The following is a 22,385-nucleotide window of genomic DNA, read 5'->3' as shown; positions in this document are numbered from 1 at the left end:
AAAGATAAAAAGAAACTCTTGAATGCAATAATTCTTCGCGGCCTAAACTTAGTAAATTTTAAGAGCATTAACATATTCACAAGCAATACCCGTGCAAAAAACTCTGAAAATGTAAATTGTAATTTACATTTTAACAAGTTTTAACAAACGTAAAACAATAAAAAGGCCACTAGGTTTTTGTTATGCAAGAAAAAAAGAGCTTATAGGCGCAAAAATTCTGGCAAAAAATTTTCTTAGTTAGTAAAAAAACAACTCGAATTCCCTCTTCACAAAATGGAACAAATAAAAAAAGCAGCGAAACGCTGCTTTATATTTTATTTATTGACCTGTTTAATGTATTGTTCAACAGCCATCGTCATACTTGGGGCCTCCGGCGTTGGCGCAGGAATATCTAAAATGAGGTCATGCTTTAACAACTCTTGTTGCGTACTTGCGCCAAAAGCAGCCACCCGTGTGTTATTTTGTTTAAAATCAGGAAAGTTTTCATACAAAGATTGTACACTAGACGGACTAAAGAATACGATAACGTCATAGAACACCTTTTCCAGATCTTTTATATCACTAATTACTGTACGGAACAGTACTGCTGGCGTAAAATTATAACCATTATCTTGCAGCCACTTTTGTGTTTCCTCATTTGCAACATCCGAACATGGGAAAAGAAACTTCTCTTTGCTGTGTTTTTTCAGCACCTCTTCCAAATCCTTAGCCGTTTGTTTCCCGAAGAAAATCTTACGTTTACGGTACTGAATATATTTTTGAAGATAAAGGGCGATAGTTTCCGAAATACAGAAGTACTTCATTTCAGAAGAAACTTCGTAACGCATCTCTTCGCATACGCGAAAGAAATGATCTACTGCATTTTTGCTCGTAAAAATTACTGCCGAATAATCTGCGAAATTAATTTTTTCTTTGCGCACATCTTTTGCAGATACACCTTCAACATGAATAAACCCCCTAAAGTCTAACTTGAGGTTGTACTTTTCTGCCAAGGCGAAATATGGAGACTTATCATTTTCAGGTTTTGGCAAGGTAACTAAAATACTTTTTACCTTATTGGCTCTTGCTACATCTACTTGCATATTCAACTTTTTATCTGCTCAATAACTTCACCAATATTAGAATCGGCGCCACTTCGAGTGCACAAAGATAAAGAATTAAATAAAAAACTGAAAACCTAAGATTACCAAAGAGTCTGAAAAAAGTCCTTAAAAACCTATAAACGAATAGAATAGAAGCTATGACCGCAAATAAAATTAACGCAATCTTAAAATAGGCGACCGGCACAAAGACCAGCACCAACAAAAACGGCATCAGAAAAAGCATACTATTAAAGTATACTAGATATAAAACTGTAACATATTCACGGGCCAATTTATCCACCTCAAAAACAAGAGAAACAAATCTTACCAACAAGATTTTTACCACAAAAAGCACCCCCACGACCAAAGAGACACGCAAATAGTTTTCAAAATTAAGTATCCCCGTATTGGTAAAAGTAGACTCAAGGAGCAGAATGAACAAACCAAGCGCTAAACTAAAAATGAGATATAAAAAAATGTATGGCCAAGATGTCAACACATTATCTTCTTTACTCATTTGCTGCAGCACCCGTTCATTGTAATAGGCATCCACAATAAGCATAAAATCGGTCGTAAAAACCAATCGCACAATGCCGATAGCTAAAAAAAGCAAAAATGCCGTTACCAGTATCCAAGTAGGGCGATAATTCTTTAGAATACCCTGCGCCAACACTTCACGTGGTTTTACCTCTCCCATACGGGTCAGCGTCTTTTCCAACGATAAGCTATTGGTTTTAATATCGTCAAGAAACATTTCCAACAATTGATTAGGTCTATCTTTTGGAGGAAAAACATAATTAAATCTATCTATTTGAGCAACCGATACGGTATCTATGGGTACCTCTTGAGGGCTAACAGAATCCCGCACAAGCGTATCCTGTTGAGCTATAGAGCACAGCGCTAATGCACTAAAAAAAAGTGTTAAAAGAAAATATCGAAACCAATACATTAAGCCAAAAAATCCTTACTTTGCCGTAAACTTAGATAAAATTGCTCTCTTGTGCAATATTAAATTTAGACGTCCAAGACAGCGATTTATCGCCAACTGCTGGCTACTATTAATTAAGATAGTAAGAAGTAAAAAATCTAGTTTTAACACATAAAAACATGGCAGAATCCAATTTAACCCGATGCTCGTGGTGCGGAACCGACGAGTTGTATGTACGATATCACGATGAGGAATGGGGCAAGGTCGTGACGGATGAACAAACGCTCTTCGAGTTCTTGGTTCTGGAATCAGCGCAAGCAGGATTAAGTTGGATAACCATCCTCAAACGACGCGAAGGATATCGAAAAGCATTCGCAAATTTTGACTACCGAAAGGTTGCTGAATTCACCCCTCAAGCTATTGAAAAGCTTGTTATGGACGAAAGTATCATTCGTCATCGCGGAAAAATCCAAGCTACCGTAGGAAATGCACAGATATTCATGAAAATCCAAGCTGAATTTGGAAGCTTTTACAGCTACCTGTATAGTTTTATGCCCAATCAAAAACCGATGGTAAACAGTATCGTTGATTTAGCATTGGCTCCAACCCACACCCCAGAATCAGACGCCATTGCCAAAGATCTAAAAAAAAGAGGGGTTAAATTTTTCGGAACGACTATTTGCTATGCTTATATGCAGGCTGTTGGCATGGTAAATGACCACCTGGATAGCTGCTCTTTCAAATAATAAATGTCTGGAGGAGTTTCGCACAAGTAAGCGTATTAATAAAAACGCAAAATAAGATTAGCAATTTTAACATATCATCAATAGCAAACCGATTTACCAACTCATATTTGTAAATCTCACAAAAATTAAGAGAAGTCGATGTATTAATTTATAAGTTTGTGCCATAATCTCTTATAATAACGTTATGGTACAGCCGTCTTCTTTTGAGGAAGAAATCAAAAGCTACAAAAACAAACAAAACGCTTGTGTGAAGCTGATAGAAATTGTCAGCAACCTATGGTTTAATGACTCTATCGAACTTGTTTTATTTCGTAACCAGTTGGTGGATCGTCGTGTGAGCCTTATTCTGAATTTACATAAAAAAACAAGCCATCTTTCAAATCCTGAACTCCATATTGAGGAAACCCTCAAAATTGCACAGGCAATCCAACAGCTGGAAATCGCACCGTCCCGCATTGATATTGGAACACTAGCCTTAGAAGTTCGCGATTTACAGCTACAAGATGAAGAAATCTTATCTTTTCTCGACAAAAAGCTGAAGGAAGCCAATGAACAAGTGCCCTTCCAGCCTCGCGATATCGTTTTGTACGGATTCGGTCGTATTGGACGTCTTTTAGCACGAGAGTTAATTAGTAAAGTAGGTGGTGGCAAACAACTCCGTTTGCGCGCCATTGTAACACGCGACAGCATCGATGCTAAAACATTAGAGAAGAGAGCTAATCTACTTCGACACGACTCTATTCACGGTGATTTTGAAGCTAATATTGAAATCGATACAACACAGGGCGCATTGATTATAAACGGATCGACCGTGCATATCATTTCGGCTAAGAATCCAGAGGAAATAGACTATACAAAATATGGCATCCGAGATGCGCTTGTCATTGACAACACAGGGGCGTTCCGGGATGACAAAGAGCTCGCTAGACACCTACAATCTAAAGGAGCCGCTCAAGTTTTATTAACAGCTCCCGGGAAAGGTGTTCCCAACATTGTTTATGGTGTCAATGAGCACGTTATCAACACCAAAGAAGCCTCCATTTTTTCTGCAGCATCCTGTACGACAAATGCGATATCCCCGATATTAGCCGTTATCGAAGAAAAAATAGGTATTACACGCGGACATATTGAGACGATACACTCTTACACCAACGACCAAAACTTGGTGGATAACATGCACAACAAATCCCGCCGAGGACGTGCAGCGGCTTTAAATATGGTCATTACGGAAACAGGTGCCGGCTCGGCTGTAGCGAAAGTATTACCTCCACTGGCAGGAATACTCACCTCGAATGCAATCCGTGTCCCCGTACCTAACGGTTCACTGGCAATCCTGAGCCTGGAATTAAAATCGAATACAACAACTGAAGCAATCAACGGTTTGTTACGCGAAGCAGCCCTACATGGGAAGCTGGTTGAACAGATTGCCTACTCTAGCAATGGCGAACTGGTATCTTCCGATATCATTGGCACAACTGCAGCTTCGGTGGTGGACGCTCCGGCAACAATTGTATCAACGGATGGTTCTCATGCTATTTTGTACATCTGGTATGATAACGAATATGGATATACCCATCAAGTTATGCGTCTAGCACGTCATATTGCAGGTGTAAGACGTTACACATACTATTAATCTTGTCCAATTTTCATTAATAAAATAGCCTGTTACAGGCAAAAGGGCCTTCTTTTAGAAGGCTCTTTTTTATGCCTATATTTCAATCCCCTACAGGTAGATTGTATACCAATGGATTTTAGTAACTTTGTCGTATGGGTAAAAATCTGCAAGTAACAATCGACAAAGATTCAGGCTTTTGTTTTGGCGTTGTATATGCTATTGATATGGCAGAAGAGATTCTTGAAGAAGAAGGTTATCTCTATTGCTTAGGCGATATTGTACATAATGACGAAGAAGTTGCCCGCCTAAAAGCCAAGGGCTTGCGTATAATAGGGCATGACGATTTAGCACACCTAAGTAATGAAAAAGTACTGATTCGTGCGCATGGAGAAGCGCCACAGACGTACCGCACAGCGCTTGAAAATAACATCACGTTGATTGATGCCTCTTGTCCTGTGGTGTTAAAACTCCAAAACCGAATAAAAACTTCACACGACAATGAGGAGAAAATTTTGATTTTCGGTAAACACGGACATGCCGAGGTAATTGGTTTGCAAGGTCAAACAAACAATGAGGCGCTTGTTTTTCAAGATATTGACGAGCTAAACAATGTAGTGCTGCCTTCATCGTTCACTTTATACAGTCAAACCACGAAAAGCGTTGATAAATTCTACGCCATAAAAGCCGAACTTTTAAAACGGGGATACGATGTAAAGGCCAACGACACAATCTGTCGTCAAGTTTCCAACCGTTACGAAGATCTGGGTGAATTCGCCCGTCAATATGACAAAATTGTCTTCGTATCCGGCAAAAAATCATCCAATGGAAAGGTCCTATACGATGTATGTAAAGACGCCAACCCGAACAGTTATTTTGTTTCTGATCCAGCAGAGCTCCAAGCAGCAAACTTTCAACAAGATAACACCGTAGGAATATGCGGCGCAACATCCACTCCTATGTGGTTAATGAAAGATGTAAAAGAAGCGCTTGAAAAGCTCTAATCCGGTCATGTTATTTTCATTTTCTATCACATAAAGGATCTTCCTATAAATTTTAATTATTTTTGCGTTAATGAGTAATAGAGCAACCAAGGGAGTGTTATTGGTTCAATTGGGTACACCTGATTCGCCAAAAACAAGTGACGTCCATAAATATTTAACAGAATTTTTAATGGACCCTCGTGTACTAGACATCCCTTACCTGGGACGCACCTTATTGGTAAAGGGTGCGATAGTTCCTAAACGCGCCGCTCAATCGGCAGCTACATACAGTACAATTTGGGACCCGCAGACAGGTTCACCGTTAATGTATTACAGCCAGCTTCAACGCGATTTGTTGCAAGCAGAGCTTGGTGATGATTATCATGTCGAACTGGCAATGCGATATCAAAACCCCTCCTTGGAACAAGCTCTCCAAAAAATGGAGGGTATGTTATTAGATTCTATCCGTGTGATTCCCCTATTCCCGCAGTATGCCTCTGCAACAACAGGATCCGTTATTGATCGCGTTATGGAACTCATGCGTTCATGGCAATATCTTCCAAGCGTAAGTTTCGTTAGCAACTACTGTGACGACGAAGAGATGGCGACCGTATTTGCGAATCATAGTCAAAAATATGACATCGCACAATTTGATCATGTATTATTCAGTTATCATGGTTTACCCGTACGTCAGCTAGGTAAAGTTGACCCCTCGGGAAAGCTAAGTTGTCCTGAATCGGGATGTGATTCCTGCAAGAGTGAAAAAAAATCACACTGCTACCTATCACAATGTTATGCAACAACGCGCGCTATTGTCAGCAAGCTCGACATCTCCAACGAAAAATATAGTGTTTGTTTTCAATCACGCCTTGGGAAAACCCCTTGGATCCAACCCTATACCTCCGATGCATTGCACCATCTCGCAGAAAAAGGGGTAAAGAAAATACTCGTATTCAGTCCCGCTTTTGTCGCCGACTGTATTGAGACAATCGATGAAATTCAAGTCGAATATGCAAATGAATTCAAAGAGCTAGGAGGAGAAGAGGTTGCCATGGTGGAAAGTTTAAACGACGACCCACAATGGATAAATGTATTAAAAAGACTCGCAACAGGAACAAACTAATGAGGAAGCCCGTTGTGACATAAAACTTGATTTTGATGAAGTCTATGAAAGCACTTCTCAACAATAAAAATAAAATGACATGTTACTAATTAACGCATTTTTACTGCTTGTTTTTGATTTCTACATCTTTTTTGCTCTTCGTGCAACGAAAATAAAAGTAGTCAAGAAAAAGTGGTTCACTATACTTTGGTGGGGATATTCTATCGGCTTATTAATTGGATTACTGATTGCCGCAAAGCTAAATATCCCATTAATGTACCGTTCCGTGATTCTTGTCGCATTTTTTATGACTGCGACAAGCAAATTTATTTTTATCCTTATCCTTTTGGCGGACGATATCCGTCGCGGAGGAGTCTGGATATCACGTCTTTTTTCACCACGTAAAAGTGAAAATTTAGCGGATCGTATTGAGGATCTATCGGAACCCTTACCTGAAAAACCAACACACGGTATTACGCGTTCTGAGTTCCTAACCAAATCAGGTATCTTGGTCGCCTCCCTGCCCGTTTTTCCTTTGGCCTGGGGTGTTATTTCAGGTGGTTATGATTATCAAATCAGACGGCAGAAGCTCTACCTTCCAAACCTTCCAGCTTCTTTTCACGGCATGCGCATAGCACAAATATCGGATGTACACTCTGGTTCTTTCTACAATAAGAAAGCTGTTCTAGGTGGTGTAGAAATGCTTCTGAATGAAAAACCAGATGTCACCTTCTTTACAGGAGACCTTGTTAATAATGTTGCCTCCGAAATGCGTGACTATCAAGATATCTTTACTAAAGTAAAATCAGATTTAGGAGTTTACTCTGTTTTAGGAAACCACGATTATGGGGACTATTACTTTGGACAAGAAGATTCAGCACAGAAACGCAAGAACCTACAAGATGTAATCCAAACCCACAAAGTAATGGGATGGGATTTATTGATGGATGAGAATAGATCTTTGAAGCTTAACAATGAAGAGATATCTATCGTTGGCGTGCAAAACTGGGGAACAGGGCGCTTCCCTAAAAAAGGAGATTTGAATAAAGCCCTGAACGGAACAGACGAATCAGCCGTAAAATTATTGTTATCACACGATCCCTCACATTGGCGAGCACAGGTGCTAGACACAGATGTCGATGTGATGTTTGCAGGCCATACACACGGCATGCAGTTTGGTGTACGAGGAGAACATTTTCAATGGAGCCCGGCTAAATATATATATAAAGAGTGGGCCGGTCTATACGAAGAAAAGGACCAACGTTTATACGTCAACGTAGGCTATGGTTTTCTAGGCTATCCAGGCCGTGTTGGTATACTTCCTGAAATCACAGTTTTCGAACTGATCAAGGGAGAAAAACCACTCGTTTAATGGATATGTGCCCCCTCGTATTAAAGTAAATTAACGATCAAGGGTTTCATTTTTACTATATAGTTTTCATACCTTTGCAAAAAATTTGATTAAAATGGCAACTAACAGAACTTTTACAATGATTAAGCCTGATGCAGTAGCGAACGGCCATATCGGAGCAATCTTAAATGACATTATTGCTGGTGGATTTAAAATCGTAGCGATGAAATACATCCAACTAAGCAACGAAACAGCAGGAAACTTTTACGCGGTACACAAAGAACGTCCTTTTTACGGAGAGTTGGTATCTTTCATGACTTCTGGTCCTATCGTAGCTGCTATCTTAGAAAAAGATAACGCAGTAGAAGATTTCCGTACTTTGATCGGTGCAACTAACCCAGCTGATGCTGCAGAAGGTACTATCCGTAATAAATACGCTAAATCAATCGATGCAAACGCGATCCATGGTTCAGACTCCGACGAGAACGCAGCAATCGAAGGAAACTTTTTCTTCTCGCAATTCGAAAGATTCTAAGAAACAAACAAACTATACATAAGATAAAAGGAGAAATAATTATTTCTCCTTTTTCTTTTAATAACGCAGTTGATGATGAAACGATAATAATACATGATTCGTTCCCTTATTTTTTCCCACATGCTGCATCATATATCCCAATTGTACGCCCAAATTATCACTCACTTTGTACCCGACACCACCATACAGTCTATTACGATCGAAAGTAGAGAGGTTTTTCTGAAATGGCTGAATGAAAATCTCTTCGTATAACGCACCATAAAAAGCCCCCTTCATCATTGTTTTATCATGAATGGGTATATCTAAAAACAGACAGTAGCGAGCCCGGGTTCGAAAATCTTGTCCCTGAACAAAGCGTTCTTCAAAACGAAATCGATGTCTTAATCGAACATTAGCTATATGCTGTCTTATTATGGCTTCTTGATAAATACGGTTTTCCCAATAGGGCTTATTTGGAGCCCCCTCTAATTCTGTATATACACCGGCATACCCCATCGTTACATTGGCGGCAGAGGAAAGCTTATACTGAAGTCCCGTACGAAACAATGACTGCTGATGATCGCCTATAACCTCATAATCTCTCAATTGAACTTCATGATGAATGCTGAAACGGCTACTTCCTAACTGTGTGTTGCCAAAATAAATCAGCCACCCCTGCAAGCTTTGGCCGTAGAGAGCACTAAACATCAATAAAAAGAAAACAAGTAAAAGTATCTGACGAATCAACATAGAAAAAGGTTAAGTATTTTCTCAAAAATATTTAACCTTTCTCTATGTTGTATGTAACAATCCTTTGATTATAAATCATCTGACATTACATCTACAAAACAATACTTACATCACAATTTTTCTACCCTTACTCACCGATGGCATAATAGGTAAAGCCAAGTGACTCCAACTTTTGGCGATCCAATAATTTCCGACCGTCGAATACAAAAGATGGACGTTTCATATTTTCTTTGATCCGTTCCCAATCATAATCCTTAAATTCATCCCACTCCGTTAAAATGGCTATAGCATGTGCATCTTTACAAGCTTCATATGGATCTTTCCACACCTCCAATTGCGCTCGGTTTTCATCTACAGAACGTGTATTAAGGTAATCGAGATCTGCATAAATACGCTCTGTCACGACCTTCGGGTCGTAAACCGCAATTTGCGCCTGCTCATTCATTAAATAGTCAGAGACATAAATCGAAGCGGATTCACGCGTATCATTAGTATCCTTCTTAAAAGCCCATCCCAGAACAGCGATTTTCTTACCTGAAACGGTATTATATAACGTCTGAATAATATTGTCCGCAAAACGCCTCTTTTGGTGCTCATTCATGATAATCACCTGATCCCAATAATCAGCCACTTCGTGTAGATTATAGGATCGTGCGATATAGACAAGATTCAAGATATCTTTCTGGAAACACGAACCACCAAAACCAACAGATGCTTTTAGAAATTTAGGGCCTATCCGTGAATCCATTCCTATTGCTTTCGCTACTTCATCCACATTTGCGCCCGTTTTCTCACAAAGTTCCGAAATGGCGTTGATCGAGGAAACACGTTGCGCCAAGAACGCATTAGCGGTCAACTTAGAAAGCTCTGATGACCATAAATTGGTGGTTAAGATTTTCGCGCGATCAACCCATCGTGCATAAATGTTTACTAACGCTTCTATCGCATCTGCATTTTCGCCCCCAATCAGCACTCTATCCGGGGACAATAGATCTGTAATTGCTGTTCCCTCTGCAAGAAACTCTGGGTTCGATAAAATATGAAAATTAACCCCATTGCCCGTGTTGTCTAAAATACTTTTTAATGCTGCAGCTGTACGAACAGGTAATGTAGATTTCTCTACTACAATTTTATCTGAAGTAGCAACTTCAGCAATCTGTCTCGCACAGAGTTCAATAAACTTAAGATCAGCAGCCATTCCCTTTCCCTTTCCATAGTTTTTCGTAGGGGTATTCACAGAAATGAAAATCATATCCGCCTCAGCTATTGCTCTGGAAACATCCGTAGAGAAAAACAGGTTACGTCCTCGAGCCTCCTCGACAATAATGTCAAGCCCCGGTTCATAAACCGGCAACTGGCTTAAATCAGGATTATTCCACGCTGCGATCCGGTCTGAATTCACATCAACAATAGTAACCTCAATATCGGGACATTGATGCGCCACAACAGACATCGTTGGACCTCCGACATAGCCGGCACCAATACAACAGATTTTTTTTACTTCGAATGACATAGTACTTTAGTTGCAACAAAGATAATCAATTTTAAGAATGGTAAATACCTACAGCGTGTCGTAAAAACACTACAGAAAACTAAAACGTTTTTGCTATTGACAAAAACAATCCCGATATTTGTATCATCATAATTTAGGTTTATAATTGGTTATTAAGGTTTTCATTCTCCCCGTTTGAAAACCTTTTTTTTGTCATAAATATATCTCAATTAGCAACAAGCGCTGAAAAATGCGCATAAAAGAAATAGAGCTGCAGCGAAGCTGCATAAAAACTTAATTATCCTTTTTCCGTAGTTGTTGTATATAAGTCGAAGGAAGTATGCCTGTCTCGGCCTTAAAGGCAATAGAAAATTTACTGTGAGAGGCGAAGCCGCACAAACTGGCCACATAACTAATCTTACAATCTAGTAAAGACGAATCTTCCTTGAGTTGTTTACAGATATAGTTAATGCGAGAAGACTGCAAATAACCGTTAAAGTCTTTCTTTCGATATGTCTTTAACATATAGGAGACATAACGTTGATTGGTTTCTAAGCGCATGGCAGCTTTGGAGAGAGACATATTGGGATCCAAATAGAATCGTTCCGCCTCTGCTGCTTCTAAGGCCGCCAAAAGCCTCTTTTCTGTTTCTTCAGCAATATGTGGCCCACTCTCTTCAGTAATTGAAACTGACGAATGATTTATAGTCGACATTAACGGCTTAATACCTTTCATACCAGACTCTTTCTGGTTCGCCCTCCCTATCAACATCCGCAAAAAAAGCACAACACAAACAAGAGCAAGAAAAAAGATAGCCCCCCATAGAACATAATTGCGCTGTTGGTCTTTACGCCTTTGATTATGTGCATTATCCAATAATTCGTTCGCAATCTTACGTGTTAAAGTAGCTTGTTGCGCTGTTATTTTCTGCCCAAGATCACGATAATAGCTAGATTTCGTGTCGTCGGAACCTGCATACGCCTTTGCATAACTCTCATAGAGCAATACTTTGAGCTCCTCGCGATCAGAAGATTTGATGTAAGGAGCAGCTAAATCCAATAATTCCAGCGCATGGATCCGATCACCGCGCCGTAAGGCAATTTCAGCCTGCGCTCTGTAAATATAAGGTATCAGATTACTTTCTTGCCCCTGTAATGCTTGATATGACAAAGCCAATAAGGAATCAGCTTCATCAAGGTTGCCTATTTCCATCTCACAAACAGCAAGTAACTGATCATTCGTTGCTTTCACCAGAATGGCTCTGGAGGATAGTGTAGTATCCGTTGCAATAAACTCTTTTGCCGATTCTAAGACGGCAACCGCTCGTGGAAATTTACCGGCTTCCATTTCGTGAAAAGCACGTTCCTGAAGAATATTAATTCGTGTCAAAGCATACCGCGGACTTCCTTTCTGACGTTCATTCGCGACCTCTGCTTTGAAAAGATTTTTTTTGGACTCCGAGAGTAATCCAACATTACGAAATGTGGTCGCTAAAAAACCTGCTGTTCGAGCTTCCCACTCAATAAAACCATCCAGTTCTGCAATAACCTGGGCTTTCATAACATGTCTCAAAGCAACGCTAATATCGCCCACACTATGCTTAATGTTGGCCAACAACATCAATGCTTTTATTCGTTGTTCATCATTCTGCGCATGTGCCAACAAGGAGTCGGTAATACGTGTAGCCTCTCCAACATTTGAAGCTATAATCTCACTATAAACATCGTTATATCGACGCTCAAAATCATTCCGCTCTTGTCCATACGATACTTTGGTACATATAAAAAACACAAGTAACAAATATCGTAGCCCCATCCCTATACCTTTACAGATAAATATTGTTCCCTATATTCCAGCGGCGTACATGCCTTTTCCTGGTTAAAATTTCGATAAAAAGAAGCCCGAGAACTAAACCCACACTTGAATGCTAAATCCTCAATATTAAACTCTACATCTTCTTTTAGAAGCAACTGACAAGCATATGCAATACGCCATGAGTTCACGGTACGAACAAAACCATCTTTATATACTTGATTAAAATACTGCGAGATAATATTTTTGGGGATTCCCAAATCTTTCGACATATTATCCAATTTAAAATCAGGATTTAAATATCGTTCTTTAGAGAGGTAGTTTTTTATTTTCTCAAAATACGGTGTAGGAATTTCACGTAAGGTGCTGGCTTGCAATTTTTCTTCCACTAGTCTCTCTTCTATCACTTGCGGCATTTCCTTTGTTACGGGAACGATTCGCATCTGTTCTAGCAAGTAAAAATAAACAATTACCACCGCTGCCAGCATACCGATAAACACAACGGTATTAGAGATTGGTGCACTTGGCGGTGCATTCGTATTCAAGCGTCCAATAAGCAAAGGCAAGAGGAAAGAAGCTAAAGTCACGAGAATAATCATGGCATATCGATAGATTCCTGTCGCAGCACTAACACTAGCAGGTCGTTTAAACGCCAGAAAAATAGGATACAAAACCCAAGAAATTCCAATAACACTAAACAGGGTAATGTAATATATGTGTGCATATTCTTCTCGAAACGCTCTGGAGATCAAAAAAAACACATATACACCGGTAGCAATAATTAGCGGTAATAAATGAACTAAGATTTCTTTTCGTTGCAGGCTTTTACCAAAAGAAGCGCGATAACCAAAAAATAATAAAGGACCGTAGACTAAACCAAAAGGCGCTCCACGATCGACGTATTTGTAGCCTTCCAGTAAATCTCGAAAGATTGCCGCATGAATAACTTGTACCAAGACTATCGACAAAAAAGCCATCAAAACACTATCCATTATAGATTTTTTAGGCTGTACAGTGATTAAATGAATCCCTAAGGCTGCAAATATGAAAATAGATATATATAGAAAAAAGGAAATCAACATTAGCCATTCACTAACTTAGACCGATACTCGGACGGTGAGACACCAACATACTGCTTGAAATAGCGGTAAAAAACAGTTTTAGAATTAAAACCGCTTTCAGTAGCTACGGCTTCCATCTTCAATTGATCAACCGTACTCTCCAGTAAATTTAAAGCATATTGTATCCTGTATTTTGCCAACCACTCATAATATGTACTATTTTCGCAGATATTTATAAACTCCGATAAATCACTCTTTGAAATTGTTGTCTCTTTGGACAATTCACCTAAGGTTAGATTGGGATTTAGATATAGTTGATCGTGGTCCATAACCCGACCTATGATCGTCGTAAATCTGGCCTTTTGCTCTGCCGCAAATCCTGTAGAAGTATCTCTTATATTCTCTTGCGCTCCCATATCCCTTCGTATCTTCCTTTGCTGATAAATAAAATGCACCAAAAGCAATATGCAGAAAAGCATCGCAAAGGTAACAGCAACCATCGGTTTAGTATCAAACTCCATGCTGGCCAATTGTTGCCAATAAATAAAGGAAACAAAAGACGAAATACCGATACCCAAACCTGCTAATTGTTTAACCAATAAAATCTGGTCATCATTAACCCTTCGAAAACGGTTTTTCATCTTAACAAATACCAGTATGGAATACCCAAAGCTAGATATTAAGGCTACTGGGAAGCACCATTGATAAAAGAGTGGTCCGGGTAAAAGTGAGGACAAAGTGTACCACGACTGAAAAAACAAGAAAGGCACCAAATGAAGGGCAAATATTTTAATAGAGAAGTATTTTCCCTTCTGCAGGGTCATGGCCATCGCATACAAAATCGGGCCATACAAAAACGAAAATGGAAAAGTAAATCCAAAGACCAGTGACACCAAGTGTACAAACTGAATAACAACAAAGAAAAATGCAAAAAACTCAAAAGAGCGTAGCACTTCCTCACTATATGATGCCTTTTTTCCGTTCAAGTTGATTTTCATATCTGCTAATCCACAATCAAAATATTAACTGCGAAATATTTAAAACCTATTTTGATTTCCTTAACACAAGTTCAAACCCTCCATAACACTACAAAAGTAGCAAATGGCCAACCTGAAGAAGCTCTGTTTCGAAAGATAAATAGTTAGTTAACAGTACTTATTGGTGTCCACCGTTGTACCTATAAGAGTGGACAGTCAAAAATAACACTTTACATTGATTTTCAGCACTGTTAGCAAAAACATTACATTAATTGTAGATTTATAGCTACAGAAAAACAAAGGTACGTAAGGTGCGATGTAGAGAACGAGGCCTTTATACAAATCGCTACAGAAAAAAACCTAAGATGGAGAATCTTAGGTTTTTTCCTCAATCAACTTGATCGTACTCTTTGAAAAATTACTCTTATACTATAATAACGACAAATTCGATTAAATAGTATAAATCAATATTTCAATCTATTTATTATTAAATATTTCGGCTTTTAGCGTCTGATAATCCTGCAACAAAGATGCGGCTTTTTTCAAGTCTCTACTATCTAGATAAACTTGCCCCAATCGATCCACAATAGCAAGCTGTAACACCTTATTCTTCTCTAATTTCGCCAGCTTATCCGCATTTACAAGCTCCTGCTGTGCAACGCCGTAATTCTTTTGCGCCAATTTAGAATAAGCTAACAAATATTCTATCTCGGCTAAATCATCGGAAATATCCTTACTTTTCGCTAAGTCACGCGCTTGGATGAGAAACCATTGTGCCTCCGTATGTTTATTCTGCCATTGATAGATCCGCGCCAAAGACACCCATGCGCCGACCTTTTGATCATAAGCCTTAGCTTTATTTAAAAGTGGAATTGCCTTCCGGATTATATTGTCCTCCGCTGAACGATAGTCTTTATCGTAAGCTTGGATAAGTGCAATCTTTATTAAGGATGCCGCTTGCTCAATACCACTCTTTTGTTGCACAGCATTTTTGTAACGCTCCTCTTGAAAGCGCCCAGCATTAAGAACGTCTTTGTTATAAAAATAGACATTCGATAGATTGTACTGTATCGTAGAAATATCAAGTGCATTATTCCCCTTTTGCGCTTGTTCCAATGCTTTATTTAGGAGTCCTAGCGTTTCTTTAATATCCTTGCCTCGAAGTGCCTGATCGGCATAAGCATGAAGTAAACCGTAGGCAACGGCATAATTTCCCTCATCTGTCTCCTTTTCGATTAGATGGAACCAATCAGCCTTTGTTACAGGCATTGTCACGAACAACGATTGAATGCTTGTTGCATTACTTGTTGGCTTAAACTCTTCCACCAAGCGCTGAAAATCCAATGCTCGTGCAATACTATCTTGAAAAGGAACCTTCTCCCGATACGAGTTCACTAAATCCTCTTCGGGTGAGCGCGTAGGAGGCAAAAAATAAACCTGAGGCCCAATTCCTGCAAAACTCTTATCATATTTTTTGATCGCTCCCGATGGATCTTCTTGTCCCTTCACCTCGCCTTGTCCAGCCAACACTAAACAAACCAAGAACATAGTAAACGTTTTTTGGAGAAATATAACGCGCTCCCCAAAAAGATATTTATATACATCAGTATTTTTAAATTGCATAAATTTTATGTTCTGATTTTCTCAAACTTACCCAAAATTGATTTTAAATACAACTAATCCGCCGCAAAGCTCTTTGCAGAAGAATCGATACTATGGGACATACATTCCCCGTAAAGGTTTAAAAATGAACTTCCAGCCCTAACAATTAAATGCAAGAAATATCTAATTTTTTTAGTATTTTCGTGTTACTATGGCAACACCCATCCCTTTAGCAGAACGTATGCGCCCCAAAAACATCGGGGACTACATTGGTCAACAACATATTATTGGAGAAGGATCTGTTCTATGGAACGCCCTTCAGCAACAGAATATACCATCTATGATTTTTTGGGGGCCACCGGGAGTTGGTAAAACTAGCCTTGCCTTTTTAATTGCTGGAGAACTAAAACGTCCGTTCTTTTCATTAAGTGCCATACAGTCCGGTGTTAAAGATATTCGTGAAGTAATCGAAAAAGCCGAAAAACTACGTAACTTCAATCAAGAACAACCTATACTATTTATTGATGAGATCCATCGCTTCTCGAAATCACAGCAGGACTCATTGTTAGGCGCCGTCGAACGTGGTCTTGTGACCTTGATCGGGGCAACAACAGAAAATCCTTCTTTTGAGGTAATATCGGCCCTTTTATCGCGCTGTCAGGTTTATGTCTTAGAACACTTAACAGAAGACGAGCTCAAGACAATTTTGAGCCAAGCGATCACAAAAGATCCTTATTTACAAGAACATCCGGTCATCATTGAAGAATACGAGGCCCTCTTTCGTTTATCAGGAGGCGATGCCCGGAAACTACTCAACGTGTTTGAGTTAGTCCACCATGCTGCACATGCGCAGAAAGAAGCAATAACAAATGCTTTTGTTTTGAAGCAAGTGCAACAAAATATGGCTTTATATGATAAAACTGGAGAGCAGCACTACGATATTATCTCTGCTTTTATCAAATCTATTCGAGGAAGCGACCCTAACGCAGCTGTATATTGGTTAGCTCGCATGATTGAAGGCGGTGAAGACCCTTCTTTCATCGCACGTCGACTTTTGATCCTGGCATCCGAAGATATTGGCAATGCAAATCCAAATGCTTTACTTCTCGCCAATAATTGTTTTCAGGCCGTCAATGTTATTGGGTGGCCAGAGTCTCGAATTATCCTATCCCAAACAGTAACGTACTTAGCCAGTTCCGCAAAAAGTAATGCCTCCTATGAAGCCATCAATAAGGCGCAACAACTCGTTAAGCAAACCGGCAATGTACCAGTGCCATTGCATTTGCGTAATGCCCCAACAAAGCTGATGAAAGACCTAGACTACGGGGCCAAATACAAGTATGCACATGCCTATCCAGGGAATTTTGTAACACAAGAGTTTTTTCCTGAAAAGCTCAGTGGTACAACCTTATATGATCCGGGGAACAATAGTGCCGAAAATAAATTACGTGAATCCTTAAAAGGAAAGTGGAAAGAAAAATATAACTATTGATTGATAAAAACCTATCAATCAATAGTATCAAACATATCTTATAACAACCCGATAACGCAGTCCGGATAAACACCAATTAAAATGGTCAAAGCAACCGCAAGGGTTAAAACCACTTTATAACTAGTTGGTATTTGTATCTGCATCTCACCATCTGCATCTTTAAAATACATATTCACCACAACGTGTAAGTAATAATAAACACCTATCGCAGCATTCACTACCGCAAGCAAAAGAAGCACAATATTATAGCCTCCCATCACTTGGTTGAACATCATAAATTTACCAATAAATCCGGCAGTCAATGGAATCCCCGCCAAGGATAGCATAGCAACTGTCATGGCTAATGCCAATCCCGGCTTGCGCTTACCCAAACCATTGAACGACTCAAACTGATCCGACCCCGTTTCTCTTTTCACTAAGATCAATATAGCAAAAGCAATGACCGATGCCAGTGAATAAGCAAAAGCATATGTAAACATACTCGCAGCCGAAGTCACACTAATAGAAACGAGCGCAAACAACATATAACCTGCATGAGATATACTAGAATAGGCCATCATACGCTTGAAGCTAGATTGCATAAGAGCCGTAATATTTCCAATAAACAAAGTTATGATAACCACGGTCAACAACACGGGAGTCCATAAATCACTGACCGGTACAAAAACCATACTGAACAAACGTAAAAAGCCAACAAAAGAGGCAACCTTAACCACCGTGCTCATAAAGGCAGTAATCAGTATTGGAGCACCGTCGTAAACATCTGGTGTCCAAAAGTGGAACGGTGCTGCACCAATTTTAAAACATAAGCCACACAACATCAACAATACACCAGCATAAAAAAGAGGCGAAATCTCTCCGGCTGTTAACACATAATTGCGTAAACCTTCCAAATCGAATGTTCCGGAGGCACCGTATAACAATGCAATCCCAAACAACAGAAAACCTGTCGAAAAAGCCCCCATTAGAAAATATTTAAGGGCAGCCTCATTCGATGCCTTATCATACTTCCGAATACCCACTAAGATGTATAAAGCGACCGACATGATCTCGATCCCGATAAACAACATTGCAAAATTATGATATGCCGTCACAATTAAAGCTCCTGTTAATGAAAACACCAACAAGCAGTAATACTCTGCAACATGTTCACTGATATTTCGGAAATATTCCTTAGAAAGCAATAAGATAAGCGCTGTTATGAAAATACAAAGCATAGAAAATGCTAAAGCGAACTTATCGAAATAGACCATACCGTTAAATAAGGGCGTGGCATCTTTATTCCAATCTGCCACTGTAAATCCAAATGCAACGAGTAGCCCCAATAGTGTTACCGGAAGCAATGCATTTTTGGCTTTATAGAGCCCCAAATACAACACTAAAATTCCCAAGACACTCAATGTAATAATCGCTCCCATAATATATTAATATCGCTACTTTTAAAATTTAATTTGATTCAATAAGCTCACTACTGATGCTTCCGAAAGGTCCAAAATAGCGTTCGGAATAACACCTAAAAAGAGGGTAACTGTTACCACAGCAACCAACACGATCAACTCGTGATTCTCCAATCCCCATACCTGCTGAAACCGGTCTGACAATGGACCTAACATCGTCTTTTGATAAAGGCGTAACATATAAACAGCACCAAAAATCAAGGTAAGCCCAGCAATTGCCGCGTACCACACACCAAAACCGTAAACACCCTTTAAGAGCAAAAATTCACCGATGAAACCATTCGTTAGTGGCAGACCTATTGCCCCCATAACAATAATGAGAAAGAATGTGGCTAACTGAGGCATCTCTGAGGCCAAGCCGCCTAACTCATTTAACTTACGAGTACCCGCTCTCTTTTCGATCATATCCACGATAAAGAACAAGGCTACCACGCTAAAACCGTGATTAACCATCTGTATAATCGCTCCCTGAAGACCATCGGCCTCCCACGATATCACACCGGCAGTAATCAAACCAACGTGTGCAATAGAAGAATATGCGATTAAACGCTTGGCATCGTTTTGTTTGAAAGCAATAATTGATGCATACACAACCCCGATCACGCATAAAATCATTACTACATTACTGTAACTAAGCACCGCGAATGGAACAACGGGCAGCAACCAACGTATAATACCATAAACGCCCATCTTCAACATAATTCCAGCCAACAACATGGTACCTGCTGTCGGTGCATTCGTATAGGTATCTGGTTGCCATGTATGAAATGGGAAAATCGGAATCTTGATCGCAAAGGCAATAAAGAAGGCCCAAAAAATCCAACGCTGTGTCGACTCACTCAAATCAAGCGCAACAAACGAAGCCCATTCAAAATTTTTGGTCGGTACCTGATTATAAAGGTAGATGATAGCGACCAACATCAACAAACTACCAAAGAATGTGTAAATAAAAAATTTAAGATTGACCCGTATACGATCTCCCTCACCCCATAACGCACAAATAAAATAAATCGGAATTAACGCAACCTCCCACCCCACGTAAAACGTAAATGCATCTAATGCCAGGAACACTAATAATAAACCAGTTTGCATAAAAGAAACCAAACCGTAAAAGTTTCCCCTAAACTGCTTGTCAAAAGTGGATAAGATAATTAACGGTATCAGACCGTTAGTAAGCATGACCATAGGTAGGCTAATTCCATCTAGACCCAAATGGAAATTTATGCCTAATGCTGAAATCCAGCTAAAACTTTGTTCAAACTGCATTCCTCCTGCTGCGTTGAAGCTCATAAGGAACGGTATAGTCAAACCTAACTGAATAAGAGAGAGCACCAAGGCCGCGCCTTTAGCGGTCTTATTATCTTGTATAAAAAACAAGATCAGAGCTGACACCAGTGGTACGAATAAAAGTATAAAAAGGTTATCCATTAAAAATCAATATTAAAAGTCAAAAACAGGAAGTTATTACCCTAAATCCTTACCATACCGTAAATAAGGATGGCAATAACGCCAAACACCATCATCAAAATATAGAAACCCACATAGCCACTCTGCAGTTGTCTAATTCCTTTGCCTGATCCTACGAAGAAAGAAGCAATACCATTGACGAAACCATCAATACCTAATTTCTCCACATACGTATGTAAGAATGTAGATAACCATTGCAATGGTCTTACAATAATAGCATCATAAAGTTCGTCGACATACAGTTTATTGTATGATAGTCTGTACAAGAAACCTTCATTTTTCTCCGTCATTGGTTTTCCATCCATCTTGCCGTACATGGTATAGGCGACAATAGCCATAACAATCGCAACGATAGCCGAAACTCCCATCAGGAGATATTCCGTTTGATGACTCAATGCCAAATCGAAATCCGCTAAACGGCTCCCTTTATATATTGGTGCCAAGAAATTGGCTAAGGCATGGCTGCCGCCAACAGCTTCAGGAAGGTTAATCCAGCCACCTACAACCGATAAGAAAGCAAGAATAATGAGTGGAAATGTCATTTGCCATGGAGATTCATGCAGATGTGCTTTTTGATCCGCAGTTCCCCGGAAGGAACCAAAGAATGTCATAAATAACAACCTAAACATATAGAAAGCCGTACAAATAGCGGTCAACAGTCCAACTCCCCAAAGCACCACATTATGCTGAAAAGCATGCGCTAGTATCTCATCTTTAGAGAAAAAACCTGCGAAGGGCGGAATTCCACTAATGGCAATTGTACCGAGACACATCGTAAAAAAGGTAATAGGTAAGGCTTTTCGCAGTCCTCCCATTTTACGCATGTCCTGTTCATTACCCATCGCATGAATAACTGACCCAGCGCCTAAGAATAAAAGAGCTTTAAAGAAGGCGTGAGTCAATACATGAAAGAATGCCCCCGTGAAAGCACCAACACCCAGTGCCAAAAACATATAGCCCAGCTGTGATACTGTGGAATAGGCCAATACCTTTTTAATATCATTTTGTGTAAGCGCTATAAAGGCTGCAATCAACGCTGTTGCAAGCCCAATGATGGCCATAATCTCCATCGTCAACGGAGACAACATAAATAATACATTCGAACGCACCACCATATAAATACCTGCCGTTACCATCGTTGCCGCATGGATCAATGCCGAAACAGGCGTTGGTCCTGCCATAGCGTCGGGCAACCATGTAAAAAGTGGAATCTGCGCAGATTTACCCGTAGCAGCTACAAACAACAATAAAGTAATAATCACAATGGTACTATCGCCAATAGAAAGACTTGCCGCTTGTGAAAATACAGCACTATATTCTAATGTCCCGAAATGTTCAAGGATAAAAAACATAGCAATCAAAAAGCCCAAATCTCCAATTCGGTTCATGACGAAAGCCTTTTTCGCTGCTGAAGCATAAGAAGAGTTCGTAAACCAAAAACCAATCAATAAGTAGGAACATAAACCAACACCTTCCCAACCAATAAACATGACCAAGTAGTTGGATCCCATTACCAATAAAAGCATGAAAAATACAAAGAGGTTCAAATAAGCAAAAAACTTACCCAGCCCTTTGTCTTCATGCATATAGCTGTAGGAGTATAAATGGATCAGGAAACCAATCCCTGTAATGATAAGCAACATAGCTGCACTCAAAGGATCAACCAAAAAGGACAAAGAAACCTTAAAGTTGCCTACTGAAAACCAATCAAATAAATGCTGGGTTATCGCCGCAGATTGTCCCGCTTTTTGGAGACTCCATATTTCCTGAAATAAAAATGCACTTAATATAAAAGCTATGAATACCGCTCCTGTACCAATAATACCATATATGGCCTTTGGAAATAGATTCCTTCCCAAGCCGTTTAAAACAAAGCCTAGAAATGGGATTAGTGGTATCAACCAAAGTAATTCTGTCATAAAAATCGTACTAATAATCTTTTAATTCCTACTAAAAT

18 protein-coding genes are annotated in these 22,385 nt (G+C 39.5%); 7 read left to right on the top strand and 11 right to left on the bottom strand.

The genetic code is table 11. The annotated features are described in order from the left end of the window. Window positions 1-314: 314 nt before the first annotated feature. On the bottom strand, window positions 315-1,082 hold the full coding sequence (locus E2P86_RS01375) for a uroporphyrinogen-III synthase (RefSeq protein WP_085474183.1): 768 nt from the start codon (window positions 1,080-1,082) through the stop codon (window positions 315-317). 10 nt (window positions 1,083-1,092) lie between these two features. Beyond that, entirely contained in the window at window positions 1,093-1,950 is an 858-nt protein-coding gene (locus tag E2P86_RS01370) for a DUF4271 domain-containing protein (RefSeq protein ID WP_166785125.1), read from the bottom strand. A 239-nt stretch (window positions 1,951-2,189) separates the two neighbouring features. On the opposite strand from E2P86_RS01370, the gene E2P86_RS01365 reads away from it, so the two are divergent. The 6 genes from E2P86_RS01365 to E2P86_RS01340 all read left to right on the top strand — a co-directional run bounded on the left by E2P86_RS01365 (window position 2,190) and on the right by E2P86_RS01340 (window position 8,339). Beyond that, window positions 2,190-2,756: a DNA-3-methyladenine glycosylase I gene (locus E2P86_RS01365; protein WP_134430242.1), complete on the top strand. Its 567-nt coding sequence runs from the start codon at window positions 2,190-2,192 to the stop codon at window positions 2,754-2,756. Window positions 2,757-2,940: 184 nt separating this feature from the next. Then, window positions 2,941-4,389 (top strand): glyceraldehyde-3-phosphate dehydrogenase, encoded by a 1,449-nt coding sequence (locus E2P86_RS01360; RefSeq protein ID WP_134430239.1) that lies wholly within the window; start codon window positions 2,941-2,943, stop codon window positions 4,387-4,389. 134 nt (window positions 4,390-4,523) lie between these two features. Beyond that, window positions 4,524-5,372, top strand: coding sequence for a 4-hydroxy-3-methylbut-2-enyl diphosphate reductase (locus E2P86_RS01355; protein WP_085474179.1), 849 nt, complete (start codon window positions 4,524-4,526; stop codon window positions 5,370-5,372). Window positions 5,373-5,442: 70 nt separating this feature from the next. Next, complete coding sequence (gene hemH / locus E2P86_RS01350) at window positions 5,443-6,474, top strand: ferrochelatase (RefSeq protein ID WP_134430237.1); 1,032 nt, start codon at window positions 5,443-5,445, stop codon at window positions 6,472-6,474. 79 nt (window positions 6,475-6,553) lie between these two features. Next, window positions 6,554-7,825 (top strand): metallophosphoesterase, encoded by a 1,272-nt coding sequence (locus E2P86_RS01345; RefSeq protein ID WP_085474177.1) that lies wholly within the window; start codon window positions 6,554-6,556, stop codon window positions 7,823-7,825. A gap of 94 nt (window positions 7,826-7,919) precedes the next feature. Beyond that, window positions 7,920-8,339, top strand: a complete 420-nt coding sequence (locus E2P86_RS01340) for a nucleoside-diphosphate kinase (protein WP_085474176.1) — start codon at window positions 7,920-7,922, stop codon at window positions 8,337-8,339. A gap of 57 nt (window positions 8,340-8,396) precedes the next feature. Here the strand turns inward: E2P86_RS01340 and E2P86_RS01335 are convergent, their stop codons facing one another. The 6 genes from E2P86_RS01335 to E2P86_RS01310 form a co-directional block, all read right to left on the bottom strand. After that, a complete protein-coding gene (locus tag E2P86_RS01335; protein WP_134430235.1) occupies window positions 8,397-9,068 on the bottom strand; it encodes a DUF2490 domain-containing protein in 672 nt (223 codons plus the stop codon). Window positions 9,069-9,195: 127 nt separating this feature from the next. Next, complete coding sequence (locus tag E2P86_RS01330; RefSeq protein WP_085474174.1) at window positions 9,196-10,581, bottom strand: nucleotide sugar dehydrogenase; 1,386 nt, start codon at window positions 10,579-10,581, stop codon at window positions 9,196-9,198. Between the two features lie 273 nt (window positions 10,582-10,854). Beyond that, window positions 10,855-12,375: a helix-turn-helix domain-containing protein gene (locus E2P86_RS01325; protein ID WP_085474173.1), complete on the bottom strand. Its 1,521-nt coding sequence runs from the start codon at window positions 12,373-12,375 to the stop codon at window positions 10,855-10,857. A 2-nt stretch (window positions 12,376-12,377) separates the two neighbouring features. Then, window positions 12,378-13,364 (bottom strand): helix-turn-helix domain-containing protein, encoded by a 987-nt coding sequence (locus tag E2P86_RS01320; RefSeq protein ID WP_159451878.1) that lies wholly within the window; start codon window positions 13,362-13,364, stop codon window positions 12,378-12,380. An 89-nt stretch (window positions 13,365-13,453) separates the two neighbouring features. Beyond that, a complete protein-coding gene (locus tag E2P86_RS01315; RefSeq protein ID WP_085474171.1) occupies window positions 13,454-14,431 on the bottom strand; it encodes a helix-turn-helix domain-containing protein in 978 nt (325 codons plus the stop codon). Window positions 14,432-14,887: 456 nt separating this feature from the next. Next, a complete protein-coding gene (locus E2P86_RS01310) occupies window positions 14,888-16,033 on the bottom strand; it encodes a tetratricopeptide repeat protein (RefSeq protein ID WP_085474170.1) in 1,146 nt (381 codons plus the stop codon). A gap of 190 nt (window positions 16,034-16,223) precedes the next feature. Here E2P86_RS01310 and E2P86_RS01305 point away from each other — a divergent pair, with 190 nt between their 5' ends. Beyond that, the gene (locus tag E2P86_RS01305) at window positions 16,224-17,504 is read left to right on the top strand and encodes a replication-associated recombination protein A (RefSeq protein WP_085474169.1); all 1,281 of its coding nucleotides are present in this window, start codon (window positions 16,224-16,226) and stop codon (window positions 17,502-17,504) included. A gap of 38 nt (window positions 17,505-17,542) precedes the next feature. Here E2P86_RS01305 and E2P86_RS01300 read toward each other — a convergent pair whose 3' ends face one another. From E2P86_RS01300 to nuoL, 3 genes are read right to left on the bottom strand one after another with little or no spacing between them, the layout of a single operon-like run. Beyond that, window positions 17,543-18,922 (bottom strand): NADH-quinone oxidoreductase subunit N, encoded by a 1,380-nt coding sequence (locus E2P86_RS01300; protein ID WP_085474168.1) that lies wholly within the window; start codon window positions 18,920-18,922, stop codon window positions 17,543-17,545. Window positions 18,923-18,943: 21 nt separating this feature from the next. After that, window positions 18,944-20,389: a complex I subunit 4 family protein gene (locus E2P86_RS01295; RefSeq protein WP_085474167.1), complete on the bottom strand. Its 1,446-nt coding sequence runs from the start codon at window positions 20,387-20,389 to the stop codon at window positions 18,944-18,946. A 41-nt stretch (window positions 20,390-20,430) separates the two neighbouring features. Continuing rightward, window positions 20,431-22,347 (bottom strand): NADH-quinone oxidoreductase subunit L, encoded by a 1,917-nt coding sequence (nuoL, locus tag E2P86_RS01290; protein ID WP_134430232.1) that lies wholly within the window; start codon window positions 22,345-22,347, stop codon window positions 20,431-20,433. Window positions 22,348-22,385: the final 38 nt, after the last annotated feature.

This window comes from Sphingobacterium psychroaquaticum (genome assembly GCF_004421025.1).
GTDB lineage: Bacteria > Bacteroidota > Bacteroidia > Sphingobacteriales > Sphingobacteriaceae > Sphingobacterium > Sphingobacterium psychroaquaticum.
The sequence above is the reverse complement of the archived record's forward strand: the minus strand, read 5'-3'. Positions and strand labels throughout refer to the sequence as shown.